This is a genomic window from Paenibacillus sp. FSL W8-0439 (assembly GCF_038008995.1).
Lineage (GTDB): Bacteria > Bacillota > Bacilli > Paenibacillales > Paenibacillaceae > Paenibacillus > Paenibacillus polymyxa.
On record NZ_JBBPAK010000001.1, the window covers coordinates 4762501 to 4789327 of the forward strand.

Below are 26827 nucleotides of genomic sequence, written 5' to 3' on the forward strand. Positions count from 1 at the left end.
CTGTTTCATCTTCATCCACTCCAAGGAGAAGAACCGAAGATGAAACAATATAGAAAGAGCGATTAGCTCATTTTGAAACTGACGAGATAAAATATCTCATTTTTGCTTCCATTTCATACAGCCAGATGGCATGTACCAAAATTTCAGCATTGGATTTTATAAATAAAATCCGTACTCACTCGTTGTTCAGTTTTCAAAGATCAAACTTTATTTTCTCTCACTTTGTTTCACCACCGCGTCTCAGCGGCGACTTAAATAATGTAACACATAACCTCATTTTTCGTCAAGCATTTTTTTAAAAATTTATTTCCTTGCTTGATGCAACACCCTTTATCCTGCTTTAGACAGTTCTAAATTATTCGTGTTGCTTAATGGGGCGAGTTATAACTTAGCACATATTTTACATACTCGTCAAGCTAAAATAATCATTTATATTTTTTAATCTCCTGTAAATTCTAATCACATAAGAAAAAAGGAAGAAAAGATCATTTATCGACCTTTCTTCCTGATAAAATAACCTCTGCTCATCAAAGAAGGGAGTAGCGCAGTTCACGATTTTGTCCGCGATCCCTAAATTCCCCGACGGCTGATTCTCTAATAAGCGAACGATAAACCAGTTTACGGAGCACGACGGTAAGATCTAATTGTAGATTCTTGAGCTCAGGATGATTCATAAGTTCATCTATAGACCAAGGTTCCCGTCTGCTGCCTAATATACGGAATAGCGGAGAGGAGCACTCCTCCATTTTCGACATGACAGAAAATTCACAAGCAAGCAGTACCAGTTCAACCCGTTGCTCCAGAGTCTCCGTACTTAATGTGAGTTCGTTATACAGCTTCTCAATTGTTCGATCCAGCGGCTGCATCTGAACCCATAAGTGAACCTTTGGATAAATCCCACGTTCAATGAGTTCAATAGACGCCCAATGATCCAGTGCCTTCAGAACACTTTGATAAGCGTCAATGATCCGCCCTTCTCGCACTGCTTTCTTACCCTGAACGTAATTGACCAGAAAGCGGGAGAACTCATGAAATCGCTTCTGCTCCCGCAGTGGATCGTTAAATTCAATAATTTCCTGTCTTAAAAGACGTACCCTGTCATCTCGTTCCCAGACCATACGACCTTCTAACACATAATCTATAATGTTGGCTTGTTCACCTGCGATAATCCAACCCTTCAGACAACTAAGCGTTGTGTACAACACTTGGCATTTTAATCCATTAATAAATAAGTGTTGTATAGATCGAACTGGCTCCCGGCCTTCTCCAATAATTAGAATGAGTTCATCAAAGTCATACAACATCGAACCGTGAAAATATTCTCCCGGCTTTCTGTACGAAATAACACCTATTGAATCTTCCTGCAACAATTCATCATGCATCAGGTTTAATTTGGTTAGCTGCACTTCACCCTCCATACCTGCAAGGCGGCTATAACCGCTAAATTGGATATTTGGATACATGTGATCATTTCTACATAAATAAGAAACTTCCTTCTTCAATTGTATAATTTTTTATCTTATTTAATTATTTCTTTCAGTGTTATCCAAGCGTCTTCATCTGCAAAGCTCCGACTCCACACACCAATTCCGCCCAGGTTCAGTGATTTGGCAAGTTCTACTCTTGCCTTCAGGGATATCTGATCCTCTAGCCAAATCTTTTTGACCACACCGTCTTCGGTATATTCGACATAATTCTGACCCTCAGAAGCTCTAAATTTGGGCTTCAACTTAAATTGGGCTACGATATCCGCTGCTGACTCCATACCAATTGATTTGGAGGTGACCTTAATCTTCCCTTCTTTGGGAGTCTCGGACCAAACGCGGGTATATAACGGAATACCTAAAACCACTTTTTGAGGCGGCACTTCGTCTTCCTGAATAATCCGCCGAATTGACGCTTCTGTCCATGGTAATGAGGCGACGGAACCAGCTTTTGGACTAGCCGCCCAATGCTCATCATACGCCATTACCATGAGATAATCTGTTATAGCCCCCAATGCCTTTCGATCCAAGAAAACAGACCACATCTCACTTTGAGATTTAGGTGTAACATCAATGGACAGTATCAAATCATGTTCCCGGGCCATCGGTTTAAGTTCCCGCAAAAATTGGGTGACATTGGGGCCATCCTTCGTATGGACATTTTCAAAGTCAATATTAATACCATCCAGATCATTTTCTTGGGCAAGTGAGATTATCTGATCTACAATCGATTTTCGACGTTCAAAGGTAGATAGTGCCTCTGTTGTTATTTCGGGGTTAAAGCTGTTGCTCAACAAGCCCCATACCTCCATGCCCTTACGATGTGCCCAGCTGACATATGCCGGGTCCGCCTTGCTTTCTACAGTACCCTCATGATCAACGACGCTGAACCATGTAGGGCTCACCACATTTACTCCAGGCATAGGGTCAAATTTGGAAGGATCAGGCTTACGATTATAGACGGCTTCCCAAGCGAGATTCACAGGTTTACCCTGCCAATGCTTCTCCGAGATTGACAAATCGTCCTTAACCGAAGGTATCACAAGTTCTTCTCCTTCAGAGATACAGTCTGACTTCATGTATCCTGCATAACCATTGTCTAACTGCACAAAATACCAATCGCCCTGTAGAGACCAGATGCGTACTTTCGTCTGCTGTGATACATCTGCCAAAATAAAAGATAGACTAGAGGCTTCTTTGCGTAAAGCAATTCTAGCATCCTGTTGCCCATCTTTCTTTTCTACACTACCTAGCCTGACCTTCTCTCCAGCTTTCATCAGAATGACAGCCCCTGTTACAGGGTCTTCGTGGATGGATATACCATATACTTCACGTACAGCCTCAATGGGGATATACACCTCTCCACTGATTATCTGAGGGGCGGCGCTAAGTGCATATGTTTTACCATTCAGTTCGCCTTGTGTCTTTGCAACATTCATATGGAGCAAGCTTTGTCTCGTTGCCATAATGACGGTTTGGCTGTCATCCTCATAACGAATGGTAGGGTCAATTTGACCTTGTATCAATTTAAGCGGCATCAGCATGTTCTTGCCGGAGCTTTGAGCTTCATATCCGGTCAACTTGCCCTTCATAAAAATAGGTCGGACACTCCCCTGCCAATCGGGTTTCTCGTGAAGAGGATTACCATACCATACGACAGTAATTGCGCATATAATCGCTGCGAATAATAGCAGGCTTGCCGCTCCTTTGAATCGAGAACGTTTACGGCGGCGTCTGGAATGATTTCTGGCCAATATTGAACCTCCATTGTAAGAAATTTTGATTTCTGTATTTTGTAACTTTAACAGATTACCTGAGACAAAAAACAAAGTGATTTAAACAAAAAAACGCGGTAAATCCCCACTTATGGGGAATTCCTCACGTTTCCAATCCATTACAATATATACATACCGCACTAAAAACTTTTATCCCTTGTTTCGCTACGATTGTTTGTTACTACAAGCTTTGCATACTCCGTGTAACTCCATACGATGTCCATGCACCTCGAAGCCTGTTTCCAACGCGGCATGGCGTTCCACATCTGCCAAATACGGATAACTGAAATCTTCAATCTTTCCGCATTTTTCACAAATGATGTGATAGTGCTCCGAAATATTGGCATCATAACGACTGGCGTTATCTCCATAGGTCAACTCATGTACCATACCCGCTTCTATAAACATCTTTAAGTTATTATAAACCGTAGCCACACTCATACTTGGAAACTTGGACTCAAGCGCACGATATATTTCATCTGCAGTCGGATGCCCCATAGATTCCATTAAATAGTTTAATATGGCATGGCGCTGGGGTGTTATGCGTACACCTGTCTTCTTCAGAAGTTCCAAAGCATGCTGGACGCGTGCTGCCATATATGTCCACCGCCTTATCCCTTACTTGCAATCCTATCAATTACCACGCATCTATTTACAATTCACTTCTAAAGCTACTCACATTGTACGGTCTACTCAAGAATCTTGTCAACGCGCCGTATTGTCGCCGGATGTCCCTACAGAAGTATCGGTCGCAGGAACTTCAGGTTCACCCGGAGAACTTCCAGTTGCATCGGGCGCAGTCGATCCTCCAGAATCATCCAAGTCGGGTAACGACGGCATCAATAACTTTTTAATGGTTAAATTGCTGTTACCCTCTACGTTAATCACATATTTGCCATCTCCGTTTTGCCCTGAAATGCTTTTACTGTCTATCTTAAATGGAAAATCAGACTGAAGATTACCATAACTGCTTGAACCCTCTAACTGGAAATCTCCATTTGATGGAAGATCCAATACGATATCACCAACAGCACTGTATATTTTCCAATCTCCACCTACCCTCTCGCTATGCACTTTGATAGCGCCATTAAGCGAATTTGCATTCAGCTTGGCTGTAGAATTCAGCACATTCATGTCACCATTTTGAGTATCGACGGTAATATCCCCTTCCGAACGAGCGACCTGAATGTCACCTACCATAGTGTGGAGTGACAATGCACCTTCAATATCCCCTGCCTGCATATCGCCACGGTTCGTGCGTACATCCACATCTCCGGAAATCCGATGCAATCTAATCTGACCGTTCAGGGTGCCTCCTTTGACATTACCGATAGCGTCATTAACTGTGAGATTCCCATTACCACTCTCAAGCCGGATGCTGTCGATAGCGTCTACTCCATTCAAGGTAATATTCCCGTTGGAGGTTCTAATCTGCATATTGAAGCGCCGATCCTCTGGTACGGTGATCAACATGTTCATTCGAGGCTGACGTTTACTTGATGCTCCGTATGACTGTACCTCCGGACGAATCTGGATGGTCTTGCCGTCGGTAGAAGTCAGTGAAGAAGCTTGAGCAATCTTGTCCGCTTCGGCAGCAGGCGCTTGATCCACCCATAGAGTCCCACGTACCTCTATATTGGACACCGACCTTCTGATTAGTGTTATATCCCCATTCACTGAATCAACTACTAAATCGGACGTCTGCATAGTTACAGGTATCAGCATACCACCCATATCATACCGATTCTCTTTAGCCTGGCTAAAATCCATAGAAGCCGATGTCAGATTGAGACTAACCCGGTTCCACAGGTACATATAATGGTTTTGCTGGGTCACGATAAAAACCGAAGCAGCCACTACCAAAGCGGACAGAATTCCCTTTAAGTCAGGTCTGAAACGTCGTCCGTTGTCAGGCTTACCCTCTTTGCGATAATACACGCCAAAAAAAATCAGATACTCCAGACCCCAAAGCACAAAGATTACAGGCCACCACACAAGGAGCTGCAGCATATATTCCGTGTTCTGAAGCACATCTACAATCAGCAAAATGCCTACAGCCATCAACAGAAGCGAAGAGGTGTAGCGGCCGACTCTTATTTTGCGGTGCACGCCTGCTTCACCCTCTTTCTTTCAACTTTTTACGTTTAAAGGATAGAAAGGCTTCCCTTAGAAAAAGAAATAAACCGATTATCATTAATATAATGGCCAGCGTCAGGAACCCATAATCTTCGAAGAAAATGCTTAACCAGCGAGGTTTCATGCGGAACAGAATCATAAGTCCACCGCCTGCCACCAATAGCACAGCAAAAGCAAAGCCTCTTTCCCACGCATAAAATGGACTACTTTGCTGACCTCTAGCATCCATTCGTGCATATTGATCTGGCTTGCGCCGATAACGAACCATGTAATCCGCTGACTGTAAGACATCATATACATTATAAAAATATAAAACGGGTATGAACAAGCCAAGCAAAATTAGTAATGGGATGTTAATCCTCAATCCATCGGAGGAAACATACAGCATCGCAAAAATATCTAGCAGGAGCAATACAATAAATGTAAGCCCCCTAATAAATAGTCCTAAAAAAAGATGTCCCATTCCAGGTATCAGTGCTGCCATGATAATGGCAATTACTTTGCGAAATTTAGCGTATTGCAGACGTTCCCGCTGTTTCTGTCCATGTGGCTGTTCAGCCTGTCCGGACTCTCCCGACGGTAACGGTTGTTCCGAGTTCATGCCATCCTCCCCTTTGAATTCCATACGTAGCTCCGCTGTAAAATACTTTGATGGTTACATAGTACCCCAATCAGATTTGATAGTAACTGTAAAAAAAAGGGTTGTGATCACTCAACGGAGACGGCAGCTATATCTTCCCATTGTCGTAAATCAGCTGCAATACGCACCGGATTAAAGTCATGTCGGGCCAGTACCTCCAGGGAAACCTCCATACTCTGACGATCCGGGTGCAATTCATGAAATGGAACATTTTCATGTTCTTTAATCATGATTTTACGTATTTCCACTTTTTCCTGCTCTAAATAAGTCGAAATTTGATCGAGCAATCCGTGAGAGGACAATCCGTACAATGTAATAAGATGAGGCTTGCGTCCACGCATATACCGAAGTTCTAATTTGTTGAACACCCATAAATTTAAAAATACGAGCACAGTTGCCGCTATAGAGGGTAAATAGAAGCCTGCTCCGACCCCAAGGCCAATGGCAGCTACGACCCAAATGGAAGCCGCCGTTGTGAGTCCAGTAATGGATTTACCTGTGAACATAATCGTACCTGCGCCCAAAAAGCCTACGCCAGTAATCACCGCCGTAGCCAAACGAGCTGGATCTATACGCACATTAGCTTCTTTGATAAAATCAGCAAAGCCGTAAATGGAGAGTAGCATAATCAGCGCCGATCCAAGACTGACCATAATGTGAGTCCGCAAACCAGCAGCATGATTGGAACGTTCTCGCTCAAAGCCAATGAATCCACCGAGAAGCATGGACAGTAATAGCCGTAAAATGATATGTGAATCATCTATAATCCACGGATTATTCATTCGAGTCTCTCCTCCCGGTTATGTCGTGCTTCCCTGTCCGGGCACGCGGTTTGTGAGTATTATTCCACGTTATGCAAATGGTAGGTGGTTAATTCCACGCCTGAGGCCACTTCTGCCGCGGAAACGGGGCGAAAACCATGTTTTCGATAAAGCGTCACCGCAGGAGTGTTTAAAGTTCCAGTGGTGACGATAAACAGGGGGACATTCCGATATTCATTCAAAACATGCTTCATTAAGGAGTCCGCAATCCCTTTGCGAAAATGATCTGGATGAACCATCATACGTGTAAGGGTAAGCGAACCAGATGACTCAGACTGCACAGCTAGTGCTCCTAGCAGTTCATCATCCTCCAGCCACCCATAAAAAGACTCCCCGCAGCTTCTCAGCGTCTCCAATGTATCCATCAGTGGAGGAATCTCATCAAATCCAATCAGTTCAGCTTCCAGTCTATAAGCGACATGCTGAAGACGCCATATCTGACTGACAATATTATCATCTTCCAATGAACATAGGGTAACCATGCTGTTTGCCCTCCTAAGGAAACTCATCATATGTCATCACGCTTCTAATACGTGTTTGATGCCCCATTCGTGTCTTTGCACCTATGCAAAAGGGGCCTGTCCCTAAAAGACAAGCCCCTGTCATAACTATGCCATTAACGGTTCAACACTTCTGTCAGCAACTTATTAGCGAGGCCAGGGTTAGCTTTGCCCTTGCTCTCCTTCATCACTTGACCGACCAAGAAGCCGATGGCCTTTTGCTTGCCAGCTTTGTAATCCTCGACCGATTGCGGGTTGGCTGCTACAACTTGTTCGACAATTGTCAGAATTGCACCTTCATCACTGATTTGCACAAGCCCTTTTTCTTCAACAATTTGCTGTGGCAGTTTATCACTTTCCAGCATTTCCTTGAAGACCGTTTTGGCAATTTTACTATTGATCGTACCCTTCTCCAGTAGTCCGATCATTTCACCCAAGCCCCGACCTGTCAATTTAACCTGCGACAATTCTACATTGGCACTGTTCAAATAGCCGAGTAAATCCCCCATAATCCAGTTGGATACGGCTTTGGCATCCTTGGTGTACTGAAGACTATCCTCGAACAAATCAGCCAATGGCTTGGAGGACGTAATTACCTGTGCATCATACTCAGGTAATCCATATTCCGAAGTGTAACGTGCTTTACGCTGGTCGGGTAATTCAGGAATCGAAGCACGGATACGCTCTTTCCACTCCTCATCAATATGCAGTGTAACGAGATCCGGGTCTGGGAAATAACGATAGTCGTGCGCCTGCTCCTTACCACGCATGGACAAGGTTTTACCCTGTGCCTCATCCCAGCGACGTGTTTCCTGTACGATCGTTCCACCTTCGTCCAGCGTCTGTTCTTGCCGGAACTGCTCATATTCCAGTCCGCGCTGTACGCCACGGAAGGAGTTCATGTTTTTCAGTTCCGCTTTGGTTCCCAGCTCTTTTTGTCCATGCGGACGAAGACTGATATTCGCATCGCAACGAAGCGAGCCTTCCTCCATCTTCACATCGGATACGTCACAATACTGCATAATGGCACGTATTTTTTCAAGATAAGCCTTGGCTTCTTCCGGCGAAGATATATCCGGCTCCGAAACGATTTCAACCAACGGTGTGCCGACCCGGTTAAAATCAACCAAAGACGCATAGCCACCATCAACGTGGGTTAATTTCCCCGCGTCCTCTTCCAAATGCAACCGGGTAATGCCGATACGCTTGGTTTCACCGTTCACTTCAATATCAATCCAGCCATGCTCACCGATCGGTTGGTCATATTGCGAAATTTGGTAAGCCTTCGGTGAATCGGGGTAAAAATAGTTTTTGCGGTCAAATTTGCTGACATCAGCAATGGTGCAATTGAGCGCCATTGCCGCTTTCATCGCATAATCAACGGCTTGACGGTTCAATACCGGCAATACCCCCGGATGTCCTAGACAGACCGGACATGTATGAGAGTTTGGCGGTGCTCCGAAGGATGTCGAGCATCCACAAAATATTTTGGACTTCGTATGCAATTCCACATGGACTTCAAGTCCAATGACCGTCTCATACTTCGATGTAGTTGTAGACATGAATAGGTTCCCTCCTTTTTGGCAAATTACAGCTGCGGACGCTGCTTGTGAAATTCAGTATTTTGTTCGAATGCATGCGCTACGCGCAGTACAGAAGACTCGTCAAAGGCTTTCCCGATAATTTGTAGTCCGACTGGCATTCCATCTGCAAGACCACAAGGAATACTGATCGCCGGCACGCCAGCCAAACTCACTGGAATCGTCAAAATATCGTTCAAATACATTGTCAATGGGTCGTCTACTTGGGAACCGATTTTGAACGCGGTAGTCGGTGCAGTAGGCCCGATAATCACATCATATTGTTCAAATACACGATCAAAATCTTGTTTGATCAGTGTGCGCACTTTTTGAGCTTTCAAATAATAAGCATCGTAGTACCCGGAGCTGAGTGCATAGGTACCGAGCATAATCCGACGCTTCACCTCAGGACCAAACCCTTGCGTACGGGACTGATGGTACAGATCGAGCAGGTTATCCGGATTGTCAGCGCGTACACCATAGCGCACGCCGTCAAAGCGGGCCAGATTGGACGATGCTTCAGATGAAGCCAGTAGGTAGTACGTCGCAACTGCATATTCCGTGTGCGGAAGAGATACCTCTTCCCATACAGCGCCCAATCCTTCCAGTGTTTTCAGTGCATCAAGCACCTTTTCCTTGACCTGTGGATCTACGCCTTCACCAAGATACTCTTTAGGCACAGCGATACGAAGTCCCTTCACATCTCCGGTTAAAGCGTTCAAATAATCAGGAATGTCTACCTTCGCAGAAGTGGAGTCCTTCTGGTCATAACCTGCAATGGCTTGCAGGACATAGGCTGAATCCTGAACATTTTTTGTAATCGGACCGATTTGGTCTAAAGACGAAGCAAAAGCCACCAGTCCAAAACGGGATACCAGACCATAGGTTGGTTTTAAGCCAACTACGCCGCAATAAGAAGCGGGCTGGCGAATGGAGCCACCTGTATCGGAACCGAGCGTGAAATAAGCTTCACCTGCCGCAACAGCTGCAGCCGAGCCGCCACTGGAACCGCCGGGAACACGTTCTAAATCCCAAGGATTACGTGCAGGGAAAAAGCTGGAGTTCTCGTTAGAACCACCCATGGCGAATTCGTCCATGTTCATTTTACCAAGTGTCACCGTTTGCGCTGCGCGTAACTTACCGACAACTGTGGCATCGTACACGGGATCAAAATTTTTCAAAAACTGACTGCCACATGTTGTGCGCAGCCCTTCCGTCACGATATTATCCTTAATACCGACCGGCAGACCAAACAACAACCCTCGTTCCTCTCCCGAAACCAGCTGATCATCCAGCTGACGTGCGGATGCCCGAGCCCGTTCCTCGTCGACAGTAATATAGGCCCTGATCTTCTCTTCCCGCGCATCAATTGTCTCCAGAGCGTGCCCCACTAGATCACTCACGGAAATTTCCTTTTGATGCAGCTTATTATGTATTTCCGGCAATGTGTTATTAAACAAGCTCAATTTGCATCCTCCTTTCAAATGTGAAATCTATTCCAGAACAGCAGGAACTTTAAACTGTCCATCTTCTTCTTCAGGTGCATTACGCATCACTTGCTCATGCGTCAAACTTTCGCGAACTTCGTCGTCTCGCATGACATTGCTGACGTGCAGCACATGAGTGGTCGGTTTTACCTGCTCCGTATCCAGCTCATTCAGCTTCTCCGCATAATGGAGAATGGCGTTTAATTGCCCTGTCATAGTTTCTTCCTCAGTCTCGGTCAAATTCAATCGGGACAGCCTGGCTACGTGACGGACATCTTCCTTGGAAATGTTCATTCTAAACCCTCCTCATGTATATATAAAAATCCAATAAGCGACTGGAATCGGATTTTGCAAAATCCTGGTATCAAAAATGTTACACCGAACTTTGAAATAACGTTTTTAATTATAGGATAGAACCCTATACAATTCAATCTTTGACGCGGTACAGAAGCAGACTGTACATCAATGAGGTAAATGTTACTAAAAGAATATAAAAAAAGCACCTCTCGGTGCTCTTTCAAGAAAACTATAGCAGCTGAAATCGTGCCCATTATATATTGTTAAAAAGAGTCGGCAACAGCCGGTCCTATATCCAAGCACGCAAATTAACTTGTTTAATAAAATCAGCCTGTGACAACAATTCTGCCGCGGTTTCTTCTTCCTCAGTCTCTACTGAATCATGACCACCGTTCATCACATGTCTGAACAGCTTCTCATTATGAGTAGCAAGGGCGTAATCTATCAGCGCTTCACGCTCAATCCGCTCGGCTTCCAGCTTGAGAATACTTTCTTCCAGCTCAATGTCCCCGGATGGTACGAAAAAATTGCGATTCACCTTCGGTACGCGAATGACATAGTCAAAAGCATTGTCCGCATTACGGTCATAAGCAATGATATAACCATGTTCGCCCACAGGAAGATTCTGCTCAAAAGCATCCGCGACGATCATAATTCTAGCTCCTAAATGATGCATCGTTAGCCCCCCCGTTTGTCTGAACTTATCTGCTAAGTCTACTAAAAAAAAGGTAGCTTGTCTATATCATCTATGTATCTTCATAATCGACCGTCTCCACGTCCAAATCTATGCTCATTAAGCCGTATATGCCAGTTTTGCGTAAGGGTTCCGCCCTGCCGTTTCACCTTTTTCCAAGTTATGATCTTCGGTTCGGAACCTACCACAACATCTTCAATATCTACTATTTTGGGAAGACGGAAACTACCTTCTTTCTCACGGTGTACCTCATATATATGTTTTCTTTTCATTCTTGCTCCCCCTTGTGATCTGACGGCTTCATGCCTCTTTATCCTCTTAATGGGCAAAAAAAAGAACGCAAACCGGGATTCATCCACAGCTTGCGTGCTTCGCGAGTTTAGTATGTAACTTCAATAAATTTATGTTAACAAAAATAAAAACCTTTGTCTATACATAATTTATATTTTGTTGTCGAATTGAGGCAAAACCTGTCACTTCTTTGATTTTGCCTCAATTAATTAACGTTTATCAAATTTACCGGATATACGGATTGTTGGCTTTCTCATAACCAATGGATGTTTTGGGTCCGTGACCACAATAGACCGTAACGTCATCTCCAAGCGGAAACAATTTATTCTGAATGGAATCGTACAAATCCCGTTCCCGCCCCCCCGGCAGGTCGGTACGTCCGACACCCTGACGGAATAGCACATCCCCGGAGAAAAGATCTTTGCCACACAAGAAGCTAACACTTCCGGGTGAATGCCCCGGTGTATGGAACACCTTGAACGTGTGCCCAATTAGATTTAATTGCTGTCCTTCCGCCAAATCATATTCGGCAGGTCCTGTCGAGATCGGTGGAGAAGCCTCTGGCCACATCAGGGAGCCATTCAGCTTAGGAGATGTGAGCCAGTCTTGCTCCAAGGCGTGCAGATACACTGGGCATCCTTTCGCATTGCGAATCTCCTCCACCCCTCCAATATGGTCAAAATGGGCATGGGTCAGCAGGATAGCTTCAATGGTCAGGGACTCAATCGCTCTCAGCAAAGGTCCCGGATTCATTCCTGGATCAATAATAACGGCGCGCTGTGGATCATCCCCTTGAAGCAAATAAGCATTCGTTTGAAGTGGACCCAGATTAAAGCTGCGAATGGATAAGGTCATAAGTTAAAATCCCGAGATCAGCTCGCGTAATTCCTGAACAATCACAGGATGAACCTCGGTTCCCTCCCCATATTTTGCAGCCATTTCTTTGCGAGCAACTGCGATTTTTTCTTGATAGTCATCGGCTTCCCGATCTGGATTTTCACGTTTGAATTCGATCATAATTTGTTGGACATGTGCAGGACGTGGTCCCCAGTGACCCAGTACGTGACCCCCAGTATCCGCAAAAATCACAATCGGCACAGCACGTCCGCCCATCGTCAGGAAGTCGTCCATCAGCGCCTGATGATTTTCCAGAATCAATACTTCGGTTGGGATACCGCTATTCTCCAGCGCACGGAACACAACTGGCACATTGCGTACTACATCCCCACACCAGTCGGCAGCCAATATAAGCACACGCAGATCATCACGATGGTTCAGGCTTTCAAAAAACTCCCGATCCTCTTCGCTGCTCCACACAAACTGATCGTATCCGGAGCGGAAGGCTTCTTTGTTCTTTTCCATGCCCTCCATAAATTGTTCAGGACTCAAGCCCTTGCCGAAATATTGCGATACGTTAGTACGGCTCATGTTATACACTTCCTTTTTTGTTTTTGGCTACAATCCATTTGATAACAAAATAAATGATCAGGAGCGCAAGAGCAACTAGCAAAATGGGTTTGATGTAAGGTGCTGCCACTTCGTCAATTTGCTCCCACTTGTCTCCCAGCAGCATACCTAAATATATAAACAAAACAGACCAAGGTATAATCGCCAGCGTCGTCAAAATAATAAAGCGCCATACGTTCATTCGAGCCAACCCGGCAGGGATTGAGATCGCGTGACGAACAACAGGGATAAAGCGAGCTGTAAAAATGACTCCCGTGCCATATTTATTGAACCAGGCTTCAGCGTGGTCGACATGGCTTTTTTTGATGAGTATGTATTTCCCATACTTATCTAATACAGGTCTGCCGCCATAGCGTCCAATCCAGTAAATGAACAGTTGGGCCAGCACCCCGCCAATCGTTCCGAACACGACTGCGCCAAAAAAATTAATATGACCTGAGGACACTAAAAAACCGCCGTAAGCGAGGACAATTTCACTTGGAATGACCTCCACCATCAAGCCTAGCATAATACCAAAATACCCAAGACTACGAATGATCTCAAACAAATAATTAATGATACTAGATATATGGTCCATTTTTTCTTCCCACTCCCTGCCTGTTTCTCTATTTTCATTAGTGTATCACAGCGGCAGAACACGCCGCCACTTCGCTCAAATAGGGAGGTCAGTGACCCCGGCTCCTCTGCCCGCATAAGTTGTGAGAGAGAGGAGGGGGTACAATATGCCTCCCGGCAAATTCCCCAAACATGACAATTCACAATCCCGTTTGCCCACGGCTCGCGGGATCCGCCGCGCATGCTGCAAAGAGCTGTACCGAACCTGCAAACGTCTGCCTGTTCACATTGCTCCTGATCTGGTCAAGCAGGGCGAGGAGCTATATTGCCGCAAGGTCGTCGGCCACCTCATCTGGATTGCGGAAAACCATAGCAATCGCAAACTACTGTGCGACTGGTGGGACGAAGATGTCAGCGAGGAGCTCGCGGCATTGTGGAAGGTGGATCGCGATGTCTTGTGCACCGCTTTTAGAAGTGCCTATGGCGGGTAGCGGTTTGCGTACAGCAACCATGAACTGTAATCTACAAAAAAGTGGAGCCACCCCGCAGTGGCTCCACTTTCACTATATTCTTAGCTATGTGTCTGCTTCTGCCCCGCTCCTTCGGGAAGCAAATCCGCACAAGCACGTTCCAAATAAGGATCAGCATGTATAAAATCCCGAAATGCTGTGTACTCACGCCACAGAACGGATCGTTCTCCCGCTTGGCCTTTGACAGCACGAATCAGAATATTTTTAGGTGTGTGCTCCATGTCGATAAATTCCAAGAGCTGTGTCCGATATCCCATCATATCCAGCAGCTTGGCCCGGATTCCATCCGTTGCCAGTGCAGAAAACCGCTCCTTTAAAATGCCATGGGAGAGCAAAGGCTCCAAGACCGGGTTTTCCAGTTGGCTAAACAGCTCATGCTGGCAGCACGGAACTGATAAAATGACAGACGCTCCCCAGCGGACAGCCTTTTCCAGCGCTGCATCTGTTGCTGTATCGCATGCATGCAAGGTAACGACCATATCCACCTGCTCCAGTTCATTGTAGTCTGCGATATCTCCGACCAGAAACTCCAACTGTCGATATTGCAGCTTTTGCGCCAGAACATTACAGGTTTCAATAACATCTGCCTTTAAGTCCAAACCGACAATCTGCAAAGGTCGTTTTTGCTGTACTGCCAAATAGTGATACAAGGCAAAGGTCAAATACGATTTGCCGCAGCCAAAATCCACAATCGTCAATGGGCGGCCTACCGGAAGGCTGGGCAATACATCCTGCACCATTTCGAGAAAACGGTTGATTTGACGGAATTTATCGTATTTGCGGGCCAGTACCTTACCGTCCTCATTCATAATCCCCAGCTCAATCAGAAAAGGAATACGTTCTCCTTCCTCAAGCACATATTGCTTTTTGCGATTATGAGACAGATCGGCTTTACTTTTGCTCGGTGACTTTGTCAGAATGGATACTTTATATTTTTTACTGATCAGCACCTGATAGTCTGCATCCTTGGCACATAGAAGTCCTTGGCGGAATGTGTCCTCAAACAAGGCAGTCATGCGCTCATTAGCTTCATCAGGGGTCAGATTTTCATGAATGACTTTGTTGCTGTAATGAAAGGCAAACTGGTAATGCAGTTTGTTTTTCAATTCCACAGGTTTGATTTGCACTTTAGTAAAAGAAGCATCCTCACGCTTGCGTAGCTGACTCAGCGTTGCTGTTATGAGGGAGCCTCCCGTGGTCAATTGGTATACAAGTTCGCGCAGTGAATCCAAAAGGTACATCTCACTTTCTTTCATGTAATTGGGTGATCTCGGACAAACCCTCGATGATTTCCCGGCGTGAAATTCCACCCCGCTCTAGCTCTGCATCGGTCTTATCCAGTAACTGACTGTAAAATGCCTCTGCTTCCGATCCCAGCTCTGGCTGCTCCCATGCCAATCCAAACCAGACATCGGCGGCTTGGTCCAGTCTGTTTTCCCGCTCATAATGAACAGCCAGTAGCTTGCTGGTTTCAGGAGAAAGCTCATATTCATGAACCAGTTGTACGATACACGCTATTCGTTCAGGCAGGACCTGTAGATCACGATTCGCGCCATTCAGATCGCTGTACAAATATAAATGAAGAGATTTCATTAAAATTCGTATGCCCTCGTCTATTCTGCTGGTCTCCATGTATATAACAGCTTCTTCTTCCAGAATGCGAGCCACTTGCTGAAGCTCATCCGCTTCCATCCCAGGGCCCATTCGGAAAAGCTCAATAATTTGTTCTGGCGGCAATCGTCTGAGCAAATCTGAACGAAGGCGAAACTGCTTGTTGAGTAGGTCATCTAGCTGTTTTAGCGCTTCGACGTGTTTATTTTCACGCCTCAGACCGAGCACTGATGCTACTGCTGATGTCAATTCTTCCATCATACTAAGCAAATAATCTTTTCTAAGCAAGCCGTTCCCTTCCTTTCATCCTGATGCCTAGAGAACCAGCAACCCTATCCCTTCTGATTGTAAGACATCCTTGTCTAAAAGCCAAATGCCGCCATCATGGCGTCCTATTAGTACAATTACAAATCATTTATAGCATCAATGATCCGGCACTCAGAAAATCACGTATGACACGTAACATTTGGGTAGCACAATGTTTTGTAGCCGATCATGTGATCAACTTCAAATACAAGTATTCGAAAATTTGATATTGATTCTCCGTTAGCCTCATGTTATTTTTGTTTCATAAGAAACAAAAATAATCGTTGTAATGCATTAAATCACAAAATAAAACATAATATTTATTTTCACAAGAAACAAAATTGTGCATTAATTACAGGAAGGATGTTGAAGTATGGGAAAACAATTTAGTTCGATACTACCGGAATATAAGGAGTTCATACAGCGACAGCATATTTTCTTTGTAGGATCAGCACCTGTATCTGAGACGGGGCATGTGAATATTTCCCCCAAGGGATATAATTCTTTTCGTATATTGTCAGATCATAAGGTAGCCTATCTCGACTTGTCGGGAAGTGGCAACGAGACAAGCGCACACATTATAGAGAACGGACGGGTAACCATCATGTTCTGTGCATTTGAAGGCGAGCCCTGTGTATTAAGGCTCTTTGGTACTGGCACAGTCGTGCTGCCCAACACAAAGCGTTGGAATGAGCTGTATCCTCTCTTCAATCCACTGCCTGGAGCAAGACAAATCATTGTTGTAGATGTTCATATGGTGCAACATTCATGTGGTTTTGCAGTTCCCTTCATGACTTACACGAGCGAACGGGAAAAGCTGAAGGACGTAGCGATTCAGATGGGCGAAGAAGCACTTAAAAAGTATGCATACGAAAAAAATTTAGAAAGTATTGACGGTTTGCCGACAGCGTTTGCCTTGAACAAAAACAATATGACTTAGGCATTTTACACATCAACCGATATGAAGCAACAAGTCAGCAAAAAACCGGATCTCTTCTGTTACCACATCAGAGGTTCCGGTTTTTAGACTTACCCTACTCTACTTTTTCAAGTTCTGGTCCAAAAATGACAAGATGGCATTCGCTAATAACTGTGGTGCTTCGAACAAGCTCATATGTCCAGACTGCGGTAGGGTAACCTGAGTTACTCCGGCCCGATCTGTTGTAAACGTCCGTGCTGGAGGAACCGCCTGATCCTGCTCGCCTGCTACTAAAAGAGCTGGCAATGCAGAAGCCGACAGTACATCCCGACGGTCCGGGCGCTCGCGCATAGCCAGTGATGCTCCTACGGCTCCTTGTGGAGGTGTTTTGTAGCCAATTTCTTTGACTCTGAGTAGTTGGTTTGGCATCGACTCCACATGTTCAGGAGCAAACAACCCCGGTACGAGCCCATCTACAAAGGTTGTAATTCCTTCCGTTTGAATGGTGGATACAGCCTTGTTCCGCTTTTCTTTACCTTCGTCCGTATCTGCATAAGCCGTCGAATGAATCAATCCAAAGGCCGTAAGACGCTCTGCATGTCTCTGGGCCGCGGAAAGGGCTAAGTAGCCTCCTAGGGAGTGACCAAACCATGCAGCCTGAGGAATGTCCAATTGTTCCTGAAGTTTAAGCACATCGTCTGCCATTTGATCAATCGTATAGGCTCCGAGTGGAGCATCGCTGCGTCCGTGTCCACGCAAGTCTGGAACAATACAACGATAGCTTGGGGATAGCAAGGGAACAACCTCATCCCAATAGGAGGAGCTTCCGCAAAATCCGTGCAACAGAATGATCGGATCTCCTTTTCCTTGTTCGGCATAGCAGATCGTCGTTCCTTCGCATAATACCTTTTCCATGTGGAACCCTTCCTTCTCTGTATATAATCTATTGGTTCTGAATATATTAGTGAGTAGAACATGCTGATGTATATTATTAAGCAGACCATCAATATCTGAAACGGTAGCCCGCTGGAAAATCTTGCGAAGCTGTTTTTAATCCAAATTCACAAGCCGCTGCATCTGCAATATATGCAGCCATCGTCATGACCAGGTGAAGCGACGTCATCTGGAGTGTCCAGTACGGTTTGGGACTGCGCTCATTCACAATCGCTGCAACGCTATAATGCCCGACGAACGGCAGAGACAGCCCGACCGATCGCGCAGGGGTTAGCGGTTCACGGGCAACAAGGAACATCCCCGTTGAGCCATGCTGTCCAAGACAAGCATCTATGGCGATCACATGATGATCTTGGGGAATACGCTCCAAGTATGAAACCAGATGATCCGCATCACAAGGCTCTGTCATTGTGCCAATCACATGAGGAAAGCCTTGCTCCTTGAGCATGGTGCCTACCAGAGGCCCGAGTGAGTCACCCGACGAGCGATCTGTACCGATACATACAAAAGTCAACTTATCTATAGCATGCTGATGTTGAATTTCTCGAAAAAACGGTGCGAGTCCGTCGCGATCTGTTTTCTCTACATTAGATTCTACGGGCGAGCGACCAGATGTGGAAGCTCGATTATACAAAGACAACTTTGTCCATCCTCCTTCATTCAGTTGTATATCGGTAATCTGGCTATCAGTACATTCTACAACAAAAACATGATACAATACAGGCAACTTCCCCTGTTATGAAAGGATGGAACATTAACGATGGATTTGTCTGTACCGTCTCATGCCAACATTGAGTATATGATTGAGGGCATTAAAACCAAGCTTCGTATGGCGAGTGGTGCTGCTATGCAGGCTTCCGCTTTCTCGCTAGAGCAATACGAGGACATCCATGATGTCTACGATATGGTAATCAGCAAGCCTAACCTCAGCATTTCAGAGGTTGAAGCCATTGTCTCCGAACTGGGTAGATTGCGTAAGTCCTCGTAAATCAGCTTGTAGGACAGACAGCTTGGCTATTTTAAGTTTGTCACCACAAATAAAGCTCGTATCTCCGGTCGTCTTAACAGACGCGCAAGGGATACGAGCTTTATTTTTTTGATGCATATACGTATTTTCATCCACTTCTTTCTTTCCCCATGGATGCTTCAAGGCAAATCTACTAATACCAGTTCAGATATTTCCTCATTCCCTGTAGCTAGTATCTTTAATGTACAGCTTTTTTGAATTCGCGCAGCATCGCCAGGTTTTAACTGAAATTCCCCATCCTGACACGTAACTTCGACATGACCGCTAATGATATAAATGTGAGTGCGGCGCTCTTCTTGCTGCGGATATTCAAGCTGCTGTCCCTTTTCCAATCTGCTCAGATACAGATTTATATCCTGTGCAATCGATAGAGCTCCCTCCACCTCTGAACCAGACACTACGGGCTGAAGTCGATTTAGGCGTTCACTGTGCTTGAATCTTTGTACCTGATAAGAAGGCTGAAGGCCAGGACTCTCGGGTAGAAACCACATTTGCAAAAAGCGAACCGGTTTTTCATCCCCAGGATTTCGCTCCTCATGTTCAATCCCGGTGCCTGCACTCATAACCTGAATCGAGCCGCTTTTCAGATCCTGTTCGTGACCCAAGCTGTCGCTATGATGCAGAAGGCCTTCAATTACATAGGTGACGATTTCCAAATCATGATGCGGATGTCTTTTGAACCCTTGCTGCGGTTTAAGCTCATTATCATTATGGGCTAGCATACATCCAAAATGGGCATTGCTCGGATCTTCATAATCTGCAAACGAAAAGCTAAATTCACTATGAATCCATCCCTTATTTGAGGTATGTCTCTCTGCTGATGTCACTATTTTAATCATCCTTAACACCTCCATGGATTCCAGTTCCGTAAAGCAGCCCTTACTTCGTGATTCCTAATCCACTTCCGGCCCTGGCATTACAAACGCTGTAATACGATCCCTTTACCCCGCACTTATATGCGTCAATCAGCCTATTGTCTCTGTCTGATTTTGCTCTCCAGTTCATTATTCGTTAAGTTAATAGTACACAAAATGAATCTATCACAGCCATAAGGAGGCGATTTACTACATATGCTATCCCATGAACCTCAACGATTCCGATTCTTACCAAGCTTTTTGCGTCGCAGTCTGTCTGCATCTATGATCATGATCACCGTCTTACTTCTCATTGCCTATTCAATAAGATGGATTGGCACAGCTCCTTTTCTATATTGGGATGAGCGCATTCAGGATATTGTCTTTCCGAACACGGCTGCTGCTCATTACCGACTACTCCCCGTCGCTATATTCATTACATCGTTAGGCTCATTCCGCATATCATTACTGATAGCTATCGGTACCGCAATCTTGTGCTGGGTCTATCTCCGCTCAAAAGCGTATTCCTTTGCCATCCTAAGCAGCTTTACGGCGATGTGGGTGCTAAATACGATCATAAAAGAATTTTTACAACGGGAACGTCCGTCTCTTCAACATTTGGTTGAAGCAGGAGGTTACAGTTTTCCCAGCGGTCATGCGATGATTTCCATGGGATTTTACGGAATGATATTTGCCATTTGGGCTATAGAACGAAAGGTTCATAAGCGTACATTCTTCCTTCCGTGTGTTCTTGGTGCATTACTCGTTCTCTTGATTGGCCTCAGCCGTGTATATTTAGGAGTTCATTTTCCTACCGACATTGTAGGTGGCTATATTGCAGGTATGATCTGGCTGGTATTTACCGTTCCCGTGGTCTATTGGCGAGCGCGTCTGTGGGGTTCCTCCCCTTCCTCTCTCCCCCGCCCATAAAGCGCTCTAAGATGGTTTTTTGTTTCACTCAGGGTCACAACGTTTATATACGAAGTAAGCAAGGCGAAGAAATAACGAAAGCTCAGCATTCATCAAAAACATTATCGTTGTGTGAACTCAGGATAAAGGAGGCGATCCTTGTGTGGGGAATTGTCCTAAGTATTGTAATGGCTATTATTATCGGATTGATTGGCGATGCACTGGCTGGTCATGAAATGCCTGGCGGCATTGCGGGCTCTATGATTGCTGGCTTTGTAGGAGCTTGGCTCGGTGCCATGATTCTAGGAGACTGGGGTCCAGTCATCGGAGATTTTGCAGTCATTCCAGCCATACTTGGAACCGCATTGTTCGTGTTCTTGCTCGGACTTGTGTCCAGGCTATTAAGAAGGGCTACCTAACATTTATATATATTTTTTATTCTATAAAAGGAGTGATATATCATGAGTAACATTGACAATCAAAATATGGCAAGCACTTCAGGTTTTGCAAAGGGTTTATTCATTGGAGGTTTGATTGGTGCTGCGGCAGCCCTGCTATTCGCTCCAAAGCCAGGCCGCGATTTGCGTAGCGATCTGTCCGAAAAGATGACTGTTGTCTCCGATAAAACCAAGGATGTTGCATCCGTAGTCAGCAGTAAAGCGACGGATTTGGCCAAAACCGTTTCTACCAAAACAGCAGATGTAGCCAAAACGGTAGCCGAGAGCAAAGACAACATCGTATCCAGCGTAACTAAAGCCTCTGCTGATGTTGCTAATGAAGCGGCTAAAGCAGATAAAGAAGTTATGGATGCAACTGCTCAGGCAGCCAAGGACACTCAGAAGCAATTAAATGCAAATTCCTAATACGAATACATTCCGATTACAACCAAAATGAGCTCCAAACACTGAACAGCCAGCATGCAAGAAGCTGGCTGTTTTTAAATGATAGAAAGGCTGGGATGACAATGAACAAACCAAGCTCCTATGGAGATGATCTTGCTCGGAACAACAAGAGAACCTTTCACCCCCTACAGACACAAGATCAACCAGACAAGGTTTCATCCAAGCAGACCTCACCTACTCATGTTAAAAAGCATGATCATGAAAGAGATTTTGATGTGGATGAACATCCTTTTGAGCTACGCCATGAGGTCAAGCGGCTTAACAAACGTCTAGATCAAATCGCAGATACATTAGAAAAAGCAGAATTCAAAGATATTATAGAGAACTACTCCAGTACGAAAAGAAGAATTATTAGTAATCTGACGGCTGGGATTTCAAGGGGTCTTGGCCTTACACTGGGTACAGTGGTCGTACTCGCCTTACTCGCTTGGTTGCTTAGCTTCCTGGTGCAGTTAAATCTTCCAGTCATCGGAGATTTTATCGCCGAGTTGTTAGGATATATCAAAATGAGCCAAGGTACTAAGTGATTGTCTTCTATCTCATATAAAAACGATCCATCTAACCGGTAATGAGCTCCTAAAATGCCCCCGGTTGTGATGGATCGTTTTTTGAATGCACATTGTAACTGCCGTAAGCAGCCGCTACAATTTGTTACGCTTGTTTGTTTTTAATAAATCTCCTGTCCATCCCTTCATCATCAGCCAGCCGTACATCCCCGCCATACTTAACAGAGTAGCCATAATCACGAAGGTAAAACCCCAGCCTGTTTTGATCCAAGGCAGATTTTCAAAGTTCATGCCCCAGATAGCGCCCACTACAGTGGCCGGCGTAAATACAGCGGTCACGATCGTGAGTGTCTTCGTAATCTCATTGCCCCTAAATGCGGAAATGGCGTCATCAATGGAGATTAGTGTGTCGATTTCCTTCTCATAATGGCGGAATAGTCCCTCCATCCGAGTCACACGGTACAGTAACTGCTTAAAAAAGCGATTTTCCTCCAGCTTATCCAGATAGGCTTCGCGGGAAGCCGTGACCAGCTCTGAAAAAGGGATGAACATATTGCTCCAATACAACAGCTCGAAACGCGCATTCAATATAGAATCCATCAGCGTACGTGCGTTCCTTTTCTCCATGTCCTCTTCCAGTCTTCTCAGGTTGATCTCAAACTTATCCATTCCCGTATGAAAATAATGAAGCACAGCTCTCGCCAATACGAACATGCCATCAGCCGCATCCTCACACTGTTGCAGCATGGTTTGGCGTTCTGGGGTATGCATAATTTCACGGGTATTTTGGTCCAAATTTAAGGTCACTAGCTTCTGGTTTAGAACTAGAAAATAAAACTTGTTGCAATTGCGCTGACTGTCGATCTCCTCTTGAACGGAGTAGATCAACGATCCGCACATCAACGGCTGATTGCCATCTGGAAAGCGTACAGAAATAAAGCTGGATGGAATGTCCTCTACCTTATCCAGCCACTCTGCGGCCTCTGGGAGCTTCTCCTTCAAGTGCTGTATGACCGAATCCTGCCAGTCCGCAGCACAGATGTCCCACCATTCCCATCCTCCACGAAAGGTAGAAATCTGTTCAAATGCTGTCATGGATTCCATCCTTTCTTTGTTTTTTCCGCTTTATAAAAAGGACACGCTTCCCTAATTGGAATAACGTGTCCTTACGATGGGACGTCAAATATTATAAGCCATGAATTCAGCGATCTTGTCATGAAATAGAGGAATTAGACATAATCTGCTTCAACTTTTCTGTTGCCCGCTTCTGAATACGGGAAACGCTCATCTGCGATACGCCCAACGTCTGCGCAATCGCACGTTGAGATTGACCATCCTGAAATGCCAGAAGAAGCACTTTCTGTTCCTGCTCTTTCAGTTGGCTTAAGGCCTGCTGAAGATCCATCCGTTTTTCCACCGTGTCAAAATCGTTAGCATCTGAGCTAATAAGCTCACCTAACGTAGCTGCACTCTCTTCCTGGGATAATGGCGAGTCCAGTGAAACATAGTGGTAGCATTCGCGACCTGCAAGCACCTCGATCGTTTCCTCAACGGTAAGGTCCAAATACTCCGCAATCTCGTTCACATTGGGTGAGCGTTCTAATTTGACGGTCAGCTCATCAATCGCATGTTGAACAAGCGCTCCCTTTTCCTTGATACGGCGAGGGACCTGTATGTACCAGGATTTATCGCGTAAATAATTCTTCATATGTCCCAGCATACTTTTCATAGCGTACGGCTCAAATGGGATACCCAAGCTGATATCGTATTGCTGGAGCAGACGTATCAAAGCCATCTGACCGGTCTGATATAAATCCTCGTATAAGTCCGGGCGGTTACGGGATATCTTCCCGGCAGCCATCTTGACCATAGGCTCATACTTGCGGATCAGCACGGTAGCAATTTCGTTATCTTTGGTTTGCTGGTACTCCCAGATTAGACCAACGGCTTCATCCATCGACTCCGGGGGAGTTACCTTTTCATTCATACTCTTTCCTCACTTCTGGTCAGACGCTTTACCAACACCACTTCGGTACCTTTTCCTGTCTCATTCAAGATTTGAACATCGTCCATAAGCGCCTGCATGAGATAAAAGCCTAATCCGCCGATTTGCGCATCATTTAACTCCTTGTCATGCAAGGATGCGATACGAGACGGGTCCTCCACACGTTCAAAGCTCTCCCCTTCATCTTTGACACGAATGGACAACGAAGCTTCGTCAAATTCGAATGTTACTTCCACGACTCCTCCCTCATGACCATATGCATAAAGGACAGAGTTATTACAGGCTTCCGATACAGCCACTTTCATGTCTTCGATATCCTCATAAGAGAATCCCATTTTAGCGGCAATACCATATAAATTTAATCTTACAATATCAACAAAGTCAGCTGTGGCCGGCAAATTAAGAACTACTTTTTGAATTTGAGCATTCATTTCTTTTTCTTTCCTTTCCTATTGGGAATTCTCCTGGGGGGCAAAGAATTTGGCAATACCGGTCATATCAAACAGTTTTTGAATCTGAGGCGGTACCTCTTGAACCGTAAACCGGGACTCCATCCCATGCCTTGCTTTTAAAATGGATAGCAAAATACCAATGCCTGTGCTGTCAATGTATTTAAGGTCTCTCAAGTTAACAATCAAATCCTGGCTGGATTCCCCCACTAAAGGCTCCATGACCAGACGGAAATCAGGTGCTACCGAAAGGTCTAATTCTCCACTCAGATACACGGTATTTACACCATCAGCTGTTTCTGTGATCGCATTGAACTTCTCATTTTTATTTGTATTCATAGGCCTACTCTCCCAAAAAAAGATTTCCCTACATACTAACCCAATATACGAGCGTTTGAATCACGTTATAACTTTTTATACACCTGTCAAATAACACCAGCTAAGCTTCATTGATTCGATCTTTACCTGGCTGCATTGGAAAATGGTCTGGAGAATGCCGGAGCAACGCCTGTTTTACACTGCTGATTTTAACGGGCTTACTAATGTAATCGTTCATTCCAGCCTCAATACATCGGGGCTGAATTCCCTCCATGACGTTAGCCGTCATAGCGATAATCGCAGGTTGAGATCTCCCCGCCAACTGTTCACGTACTCTACCCGTACACTCCAGGCCGTCCATTACAGGCATCTGCAAGTCCATAAAGATATAGTCGTAATCCTGATTCGCAGTGACCATATCAAGCGCCTGTTGCCCATCTGCTGCCACGTCTGAAGCCAAGCCAAGCTTATCCAGTATATTGACCATCAGCTTCTGGTTGATGGGATGGTCATCCACAACCAGTACAGGTCTACGGGTTGGGGGCTCCTGTTGTGGAATTTCCCAATCGTGGCTGGACTCCCCCTCCAGTTCATTTTCCTTGGCAAAGCCAAGCTTCATTGTAAAATGAAACGTCACACCCTGTTCTCCACTCGTATCCACACGGATATCTCCGCCCATCATATTCACTAAGGTTTTGCAAATAGCGAGTCCTAGACCTGTTCCACCATATTTGCGTGTCATTGAAGAATCCAGTTGGGAAAAAGGGTGAAATAGCCTTCCAACCTTGGCAGGATCAATACCAATCCCTGTATCCTTTACAGAAAACTCAACCGTAAGCCCATTGTCGCTACGCTCTTTAACCGATGCGAAGACATATACCCCGCCTTGGTCTGTAAATTTGACAGCATTGGAAACCAAGTTAATCAGTACTTGGCGCAACCTTCCCATATCACCATATAACACGGGAGGCAGCTGTTCATCGAGAAAATAAACCAGTTCCAAATTCTTGCGGTTCACCTCTACCGTAAACAGGCTGAAAACTTCCTTGATACAGGAAACCAAATCAAATGGATATTCCTCAACCTCCATCTTGCCTGACTCCAGCTTGGTAAAGTCCAGAATATCATTAATGACCGCGACCAGCGCGTCTGCACTGCGGCGGATGATATCGGCATATTCCTGTTGATCGTTTTGCAGCTCTGTCTCCATCAGCAGATCAATCATACCAATGACACCGTTCATAGGTGTGCGAATCTCATGGCTCATCATTGCCAAAAATTCAGTTTTGGCATTGGCAGCAATCTCTGCCGCCTCCTTGGCGGCAATCAGTTCGCTGTTCATCTTCTCCAGCTCCTGCGTCTTCTGATGAAGCAGCATGGACTGTGTTTTCAAGCGCTTGTTTGTCAGATACATTTGTACAAAGCCTTCAATTTTGGACTTGAGAATTTGAGGGATGAACGGCTTCACCATATAATCAATACCGCCCGCTGAATATCCCGCAAACAAATGCTCCGCTTCCTTGCTGTTAGCTGAAATGAAGATAATCGGAATATCCTTCGTCTTCTCTCTGGCCTTGATTAGCTTTGCGGTCTCAATTCCATCCATACCCGGCATTTGCACATCGAGGACAACAAGTGCAAATTCGTCTTTTAATAGACATCGCAACGCTTCTTCCCCTGATGTGGCCTTTACCAGATTATATTGTTCACTCTCCAGCACTGCCTCAAGAGCGAGCAGGTTCTCAGGTCTGTCATCTACCAGCAATATATGAATCGGTTCATGAAGCCCCATGGAATCCTCCTAAGCATC

32 protein-coding genes are annotated in these 26827 nt (G+C 45.2%); 7 read left to right on the forward strand and 25 right to left on the reverse strand.

Annotated features, from left to right (window positions below; all coding sequences use genetic code 11):
- Positions 1–527: 527 nt before the first annotated feature.
- The 15 genes from MKX36_RS20625 to MKX36_RS20695 all read right to left on the reverse strand — a co-directional run bounded on the left by MKX36_RS20625 (position 528) and on the right by MKX36_RS20695 (position 13749).
- Positions 528–1463, reverse strand: a complete 936-nt coding sequence (locus MKX36_RS20625) for a nucleotidyltransferase-like protein (RefSeq protein ID WP_017425935.1) — start codon at positions 1461–1463, stop codon at positions 528–530.
- Between the two features lie 56 nt (positions 1464–1519).
- Positions 1520–3238, reverse strand: a complete 1719-nt coding sequence (locus tag MKX36_RS20630) for a glycosyl hydrolase family 18 protein (RefSeq protein WP_340865506.1) — start codon at positions 3236–3238, stop codon at positions 1520–1522.
- A gap of 186 nt (positions 3239–3424) precedes the next feature.
- Positions 3425–3856 (reverse strand): Fur family transcriptional regulator, encoded by a 432-nt coding sequence (locus MKX36_RS20635; RefSeq protein WP_013373015.1) that lies wholly within the window; start codon positions 3854–3856, stop codon positions 3425–3427.
- 108 nt (positions 3857–3964) lie between these two features.
- Positions 3965–5368 carry a DUF4097 family beta strand repeat-containing protein gene (locus MKX36_RS20640; RefSeq protein WP_340865509.1) on the reverse strand — a complete coding sequence of 468 codons (1404 nt, stop codon included), beginning with the start codon at positions 5366–5368 and terminating at the stop codon, positions 3965–3967.
- 7 nt (positions 5369–5375) lie between these two features.
- Complete coding sequence (locus MKX36_RS20645) at positions 5376–6020, reverse strand: hypothetical protein (RefSeq protein WP_151255515.1); 645 nt, start codon at positions 6018–6020, stop codon at positions 5376–5378.
- A gap of 83 nt (positions 6021–6103) precedes the next feature.
- Positions 6104–6817 carry an MgtC/SapB family protein gene (locus tag MKX36_RS20650; RefSeq protein ID WP_016820257.1) on the reverse strand — a complete coding sequence of 238 codons (714 nt, stop codon included), beginning with the start codon at positions 6815–6817 and terminating at the stop codon, positions 6104–6106.
- Between the two features lie 59 nt (positions 6818–6876).
- Positions 6877–7338, reverse strand: a complete 462-nt coding sequence (locus MKX36_RS20655) for a GNAT family N-acetyltransferase (RefSeq protein ID WP_340865511.1) — start codon at positions 7336–7338, stop codon at positions 6877–6879.
- A 134-nt stretch (positions 7339–7472) separates the two neighbouring features.
- Positions 7473–8918, reverse strand: coding sequence for an Asp-tRNA(Asn)/Glu-tRNA(Gln) amidotransferase subunit GatB (gene gatB / locus MKX36_RS20660; RefSeq protein ID WP_016820259.1), 1446 nt, complete (start codon positions 8916–8918; stop codon positions 7473–7475).
- Between the two features lie 26 nt (positions 8919–8944).
- The gene (gene gatA / locus MKX36_RS20665; RefSeq protein WP_039276213.1) at positions 8945–10402 is read right to left on the reverse strand and encodes an Asp-tRNA(Asn)/Glu-tRNA(Gln) amidotransferase subunit GatA; all 1458 of its coding nucleotides are present in this window, start codon (positions 10400–10402) and stop codon (positions 8945–8947) included.
- 27 nt (positions 10403–10429) lie between these two features.
- Entirely contained in the window at positions 10430–10717 is a 288-nt protein-coding gene (gene gatC, locus MKX36_RS20670; RefSeq protein WP_016820261.1) for an Asp-tRNA(Asn)/Glu-tRNA(Gln) amidotransferase subunit GatC, read from the reverse strand.
- A 292-nt stretch (positions 10718–11009) separates the two neighbouring features.
- A complete protein-coding gene (locus tag MKX36_RS20675; protein WP_016324719.1) occupies positions 11010–11396 on the reverse strand; it encodes a hypothetical protein in 387 nt (128 codons plus the stop codon).
- 80 nt (positions 11397–11476) lie between these two features.
- On the reverse strand, positions 11477–11686 hold the full coding sequence (locus MKX36_RS20680) for a hypothetical protein (protein ID WP_016820262.1): 210 nt from the start codon (positions 11684–11686) through the stop codon (positions 11477–11479).
- Positions 11687–11930: 244 nt separating this feature from the next.
- Positions 11931–12560 carry an MBL fold metallo-hydrolase gene (locus MKX36_RS20685; protein WP_016820263.1) on the reverse strand — a complete coding sequence of 210 codons (630 nt, stop codon included), beginning with the start codon at positions 12558–12560 and terminating at the stop codon, positions 11931–11933.
- A 3-nt stretch (positions 12561–12563) separates the two neighbouring features.
- Positions 12564–13133: a thioredoxin family protein gene (locus MKX36_RS20690; RefSeq protein ID WP_017425942.1), complete on the reverse strand. Its 570-nt coding sequence runs from the start codon at positions 13131–13133 to the stop codon at positions 12564–12566.
- A 1-nt stretch (position 13134) separates the two neighbouring features.
- The gene (locus MKX36_RS20695; RefSeq protein WP_013373027.1) at positions 13135–13749 is read right to left on the reverse strand and encodes a DedA family protein; all 615 of its coding nucleotides are present in this window, start codon (positions 13747–13749) and stop codon (positions 13135–13137) included.
- 145 nt (positions 13750–13894) lie between these two features.
- Here MKX36_RS20695 and MKX36_RS20700 point away from each other — a divergent pair, with 145 nt between their 5' ends.
- Positions 13895–14218, forward strand: a complete 324-nt coding sequence (locus MKX36_RS20700) for a hypothetical protein (protein ID WP_017425943.1) — start codon at positions 13895–13897, stop codon at positions 14216–14218.
- Between the two features lie 80 nt (positions 14219–14298).
- Here MKX36_RS20700 and MKX36_RS20705 read toward each other — a convergent pair whose 3' ends face one another.
- Both MKX36_RS20705 and MKX36_RS20710 read right to left on the reverse strand, forming a co-directional pair.
- The gene (locus tag MKX36_RS20705) at positions 14299–15513 is read right to left on the reverse strand and encodes a class I SAM-dependent methyltransferase (RefSeq protein ID WP_019688593.1); all 1215 of its coding nucleotides are present in this window, start codon (positions 15511–15513) and stop codon (positions 14299–14301) included.
- Entirely contained in the window at positions 15500–16156 is a 657-nt protein-coding gene (locus tag MKX36_RS20710) for a DUF6483 family protein (RefSeq protein ID WP_016820268.1), read from the reverse strand. Before MKX36_RS20710 ends, MKX36_RS20705 begins: the two co-directional genes overlap by 14 nt.
- Positions 16157–16547: 391 nt before the next feature.
- Here MKX36_RS20710 and MKX36_RS20715 point away from each other — a divergent pair, with 391 nt between their 5' ends.
- Positions 16548–17114, forward strand: a complete 567-nt coding sequence (locus MKX36_RS20715; RefSeq protein ID WP_016820269.1) for a pyridoxamine 5'-phosphate oxidase family protein — start codon at positions 16548–16550, stop codon at positions 17112–17114.
- A 99-nt stretch (positions 17115–17213) separates the two neighbouring features.
- On the opposite strand, the gene MKX36_RS20720 is transcribed toward MKX36_RS20715, so the two are convergent.
- Together MKX36_RS20720 and yyaC are read right to left on the reverse strand one after the other, a co-directional pair.
- Positions 17214–18008, reverse strand: a complete 795-nt coding sequence (locus tag MKX36_RS20720; protein WP_340865515.1) for an alpha/beta fold hydrolase — start codon at positions 18006–18008, stop codon at positions 17214–17216.
- A gap of 88 nt (positions 18009–18096) precedes the next feature.
- Positions 18097–18687 carry a spore protease YyaC gene (gene yyaC, locus MKX36_RS20725; protein WP_340865516.1) on the reverse strand — a complete coding sequence of 197 codons (591 nt, stop codon included), beginning with the start codon at positions 18685–18687 and terminating at the stop codon, positions 18097–18099.
- A 120-nt stretch (positions 18688–18807) separates the two neighbouring features.
- Between yyaC and MKX36_RS20730 the strand changes: the two genes are divergently transcribed.
- Entirely contained in the window at positions 18808–19035 is a 228-nt protein-coding gene (locus MKX36_RS20730) for a DUF1128 domain-containing protein (RefSeq protein WP_013373034.1), read from the forward strand.
- Between the two features lie 158 nt (positions 19036–19193).
- On the opposite strand, the gene MKX36_RS20735 is transcribed toward MKX36_RS20730, so the two are convergent.
- A complete protein-coding gene (locus MKX36_RS20735) occupies positions 19194–19913 on the reverse strand; it encodes a pirin family protein (protein WP_340865518.1) in 720 nt (239 codons plus the stop codon).
- Positions 19914–20144: 231 nt separating this feature from the next.
- On the opposite strand from MKX36_RS20735, the gene MKX36_RS20740 reads away from it, so the two are divergent.
- The 4 genes from MKX36_RS20740 to MKX36_RS20755 all read left to right on the forward strand — a co-directional run bounded on the left by MKX36_RS20740 (position 20145) and on the right by MKX36_RS20755 (position 22266).
- Positions 20145–20858 carry a phosphatase PAP2 family protein gene (locus tag MKX36_RS20740; RefSeq protein ID WP_340865519.1) on the forward strand — a complete coding sequence of 238 codons (714 nt, stop codon included), beginning with the start codon at positions 20145–20147 and terminating at the stop codon, positions 20856–20858.
- 140 nt (positions 20859–20998) lie between these two features.
- Complete coding sequence (locus tag MKX36_RS20745; protein WP_016820274.1) at positions 20999–21256, forward strand: GlsB/YeaQ/YmgE family stress response membrane protein; 258 nt, start codon at positions 20999–21001, stop codon at positions 21254–21256.
- A 42-nt stretch (positions 21257–21298) separates the two neighbouring features.
- Positions 21299–21700, forward strand: coding sequence for a YtxH domain-containing protein (locus MKX36_RS20750; RefSeq protein WP_016820275.1), 402 nt, complete (start codon positions 21299–21301; stop codon positions 21698–21700).
- A 95-nt stretch (positions 21701–21795) separates the two neighbouring features.
- Positions 21796–22266: a DUF5665 domain-containing protein gene (locus tag MKX36_RS20755; RefSeq protein WP_017425948.1), complete on the forward strand. Its 471-nt coding sequence runs from the start codon at positions 21796–21798 to the stop codon at positions 22264–22266.
- Positions 22267–22380: 114 nt separating this feature from the next.
- Here MKX36_RS20755 and MKX36_RS20760 read toward each other — a convergent pair whose 3' ends face one another.
- The 5 genes from MKX36_RS20760 to MKX36_RS20780 form a co-directional block, all read right to left on the reverse strand.
- A complete protein-coding gene (locus tag MKX36_RS20760; protein WP_016820277.1) occupies positions 22381–23340 on the reverse strand; it encodes a magnesium transporter CorA family protein in 960 nt (319 codons plus the stop codon).
- 118 nt (positions 23341–23458) lie between these two features.
- Positions 23459–24232 (reverse strand): sigma-70 family RNA polymerase sigma factor, encoded by a 774-nt coding sequence (locus tag MKX36_RS20765; RefSeq protein WP_013373041.1) that lies wholly within the window; start codon positions 24230–24232, stop codon positions 23459–23461.
- On the reverse strand, positions 24229–24681 hold the full coding sequence (gene rsbW / locus MKX36_RS20770) for an anti-sigma B factor RsbW (RefSeq protein WP_016820278.1): 453 nt from the start codon (positions 24679–24681) through the stop codon (positions 24229–24231). Before rsbW ends, MKX36_RS20765 begins: the two co-directional genes overlap by 4 nt.
- An 18-nt stretch (positions 24682–24699) precedes the next feature.
- Positions 24700–25038 carry an STAS domain-containing protein gene (locus tag MKX36_RS20775; RefSeq protein ID WP_013373043.1) on the reverse strand — a complete coding sequence of 113 codons (339 nt, stop codon included), beginning with the start codon at positions 25036–25038 and terminating at the stop codon, positions 24700–24702.
- 100 nt (positions 25039–25138) lie between these two features.
- Positions 25139–26809 carry a response regulator gene (locus tag MKX36_RS20780; protein WP_025365827.1) on the reverse strand — a complete coding sequence of 557 codons (1671 nt, stop codon included), beginning with the start codon at positions 26807–26809 and terminating at the stop codon, positions 25139–25141.
- Positions 26810–26827 lie beyond the last annotated feature (18 nt).

Excerpts from the sequence above, each read along its gene's own strand:
- MKX36_RS20625 (WP_017425935.1), bottom strand. The coding sequence starts at position 1,463 with ATGTATCCAAATATCCAATTTAGCGGTTATAGCCGCCTTGCAGGTATG.
- MKX36_RS20635 (WP_013373015.1), bottom strand. The coding sequence starts at position 3,856 with ATGGCAGCACGCGTCCAGCATGCTTTGGAACTTCTGAAGAAGACAGGT.
- MKX36_RS20645 (WP_151255515.1), bottom strand. The coding sequence starts at position 6,020 with ATGGAATTCAAAGGGGAGGATGGCATGAACTCGGAACAACCGTTACCG.
- MKX36_RS20650 (WP_016820257.1), bottom strand. The coding sequence starts at position 6,817 with ATGAATAATCCGTGGATTATAGATGATTCACATATCATTTTACGGCTA.
- MKX36_RS20655 (WP_340865511.1), bottom strand. The coding sequence starts at position 7,338 with ATGGTTACCCTATGTTCATTGGAAGATGATAATATTGTCAGTCAGATA.
- gatB (WP_016820259.1), bottom strand. The coding sequence starts at position 8,918 with ATGTCTACAACTACATCGAAGTATGAGACGGTCATTGGACTTGAAGTC.
- gatC (WP_016820261.1), bottom strand. The coding sequence starts at position 10,717 with ATGAACATTTCCAAGGAAGATGTCCGTCACGTAGCCAGGCTGTCCCGA.
- MKX36_RS20675 (WP_016324719.1), bottom strand. The coding sequence starts at position 11,396 with ATGCATCATTTAGGAGCTAGAATTATGATCGTCGCGGATGCTTTTGAG.
- MKX36_RS20680 (WP_016820262.1), bottom strand. The coding sequence starts at position 11,686 with ATGAAAAGAAAACATATATATGAGGTACACCGTGAGAAAGAAGGTAGT.
- MKX36_RS20685 (WP_016820263.1), bottom strand. The coding sequence starts at position 12,560 with ATGACCTTATCCATTCGCAGCTTTAATCTGGGTCCACTTCAAACGAAT.
- MKX36_RS20690 (WP_017425942.1), bottom strand. The coding sequence starts at position 13,133 with ATGAGCCGTACTAACGTATCGCAATATTTCGGCAAGGGCTTGAGTCCT.
- MKX36_RS20695 (WP_013373027.1), bottom strand. The coding sequence starts at position 13,749 with ATGGACCATATATCTAGTATCATTAATTATTTGTTTGAGATCATTCGT.
- MKX36_RS20700 (WP_017425943.1), top strand. The coding sequence starts at position 13,895 with ATGCCTCCCGGCAAATTCCCCAAACATGACAATTCACAATCCCGTTTG.
- MKX36_RS20705 (WP_019688593.1), bottom strand. The coding sequence starts at position 15,513 with ATGAAAGAAAGTGAGATGTACCTTTTGGATTCACTGCGCGAACTTGTA.
- MKX36_RS20715 (WP_016820269.1), top strand. The coding sequence starts at position 16,548 with ATGGGAAAACAATTTAGTTCGATACTACCGGAATATAAGGAGTTCATA.
- MKX36_RS20720 (WP_340865515.1), bottom strand. The coding sequence starts at position 18,008 with ATGGAAAAGGTATTATGCGAAGGAACGACGATCTGCTATGCCGAACAA.
- MKX36_RS20730 (WP_013373034.1), top strand. The coding sequence starts at position 18,808 with ATGGATTTGTCTGTACCGTCTCATGCCAACATTGAGTATATGATTGAG.
- MKX36_RS20735 (WP_340865518.1), bottom strand. The coding sequence starts at position 19,913 with ATGATTAAAATAGTGACATCAGCAGAGAGACATACCTCAAATAAGGGA.
- MKX36_RS20740 (WP_340865519.1), top strand. The coding sequence starts at position 20,145 with ATGCTATCCCATGAACCTCAACGATTCCGATTCTTACCAAGCTTTTTG.
- MKX36_RS20750 (WP_016820275.1), top strand. The coding sequence starts at position 21,299 with ATGAGTAACATTGACAATCAAAATATGGCAAGCACTTCAGGTTTTGCA.
- MKX36_RS20755 (WP_017425948.1), top strand. The coding sequence starts at position 21,796 with ATGACAATGAACAAACCAAGCTCCTATGGAGATGATCTTGCTCGGAAC.
- MKX36_RS20760 (WP_016820277.1), bottom strand. The coding sequence starts at position 23,340 with ATGACAGCATTTGAACAGATTTCTACCTTTCGTGGAGGATGGGAATGG.
- MKX36_RS20765 (WP_013373041.1), bottom strand. The coding sequence starts at position 24,232 with ATGAATGAAAAGGTAACTCCCCCGGAGTCGATGGATGAAGCCGTTGGT.
- rsbW (WP_016820278.1), bottom strand. The coding sequence starts at position 24,681 with ATGAATGCTCAAATTCAAAAAGTAGTTCTTAATTTGCCGGCCACAGCT.
- MKX36_RS20775 (WP_013373043.1), bottom strand. The coding sequence starts at position 25,038 with ATGAATACAAATAAAAATGAGAAGTTCAATGCGATCACAGAAACAGCT.
- MKX36_RS20780 (WP_025365827.1), bottom strand. The coding sequence starts at position 26,809 with ATGGGGCTTCATGAACCGATTCATATATTGCTGGTAGATGACAGACCT.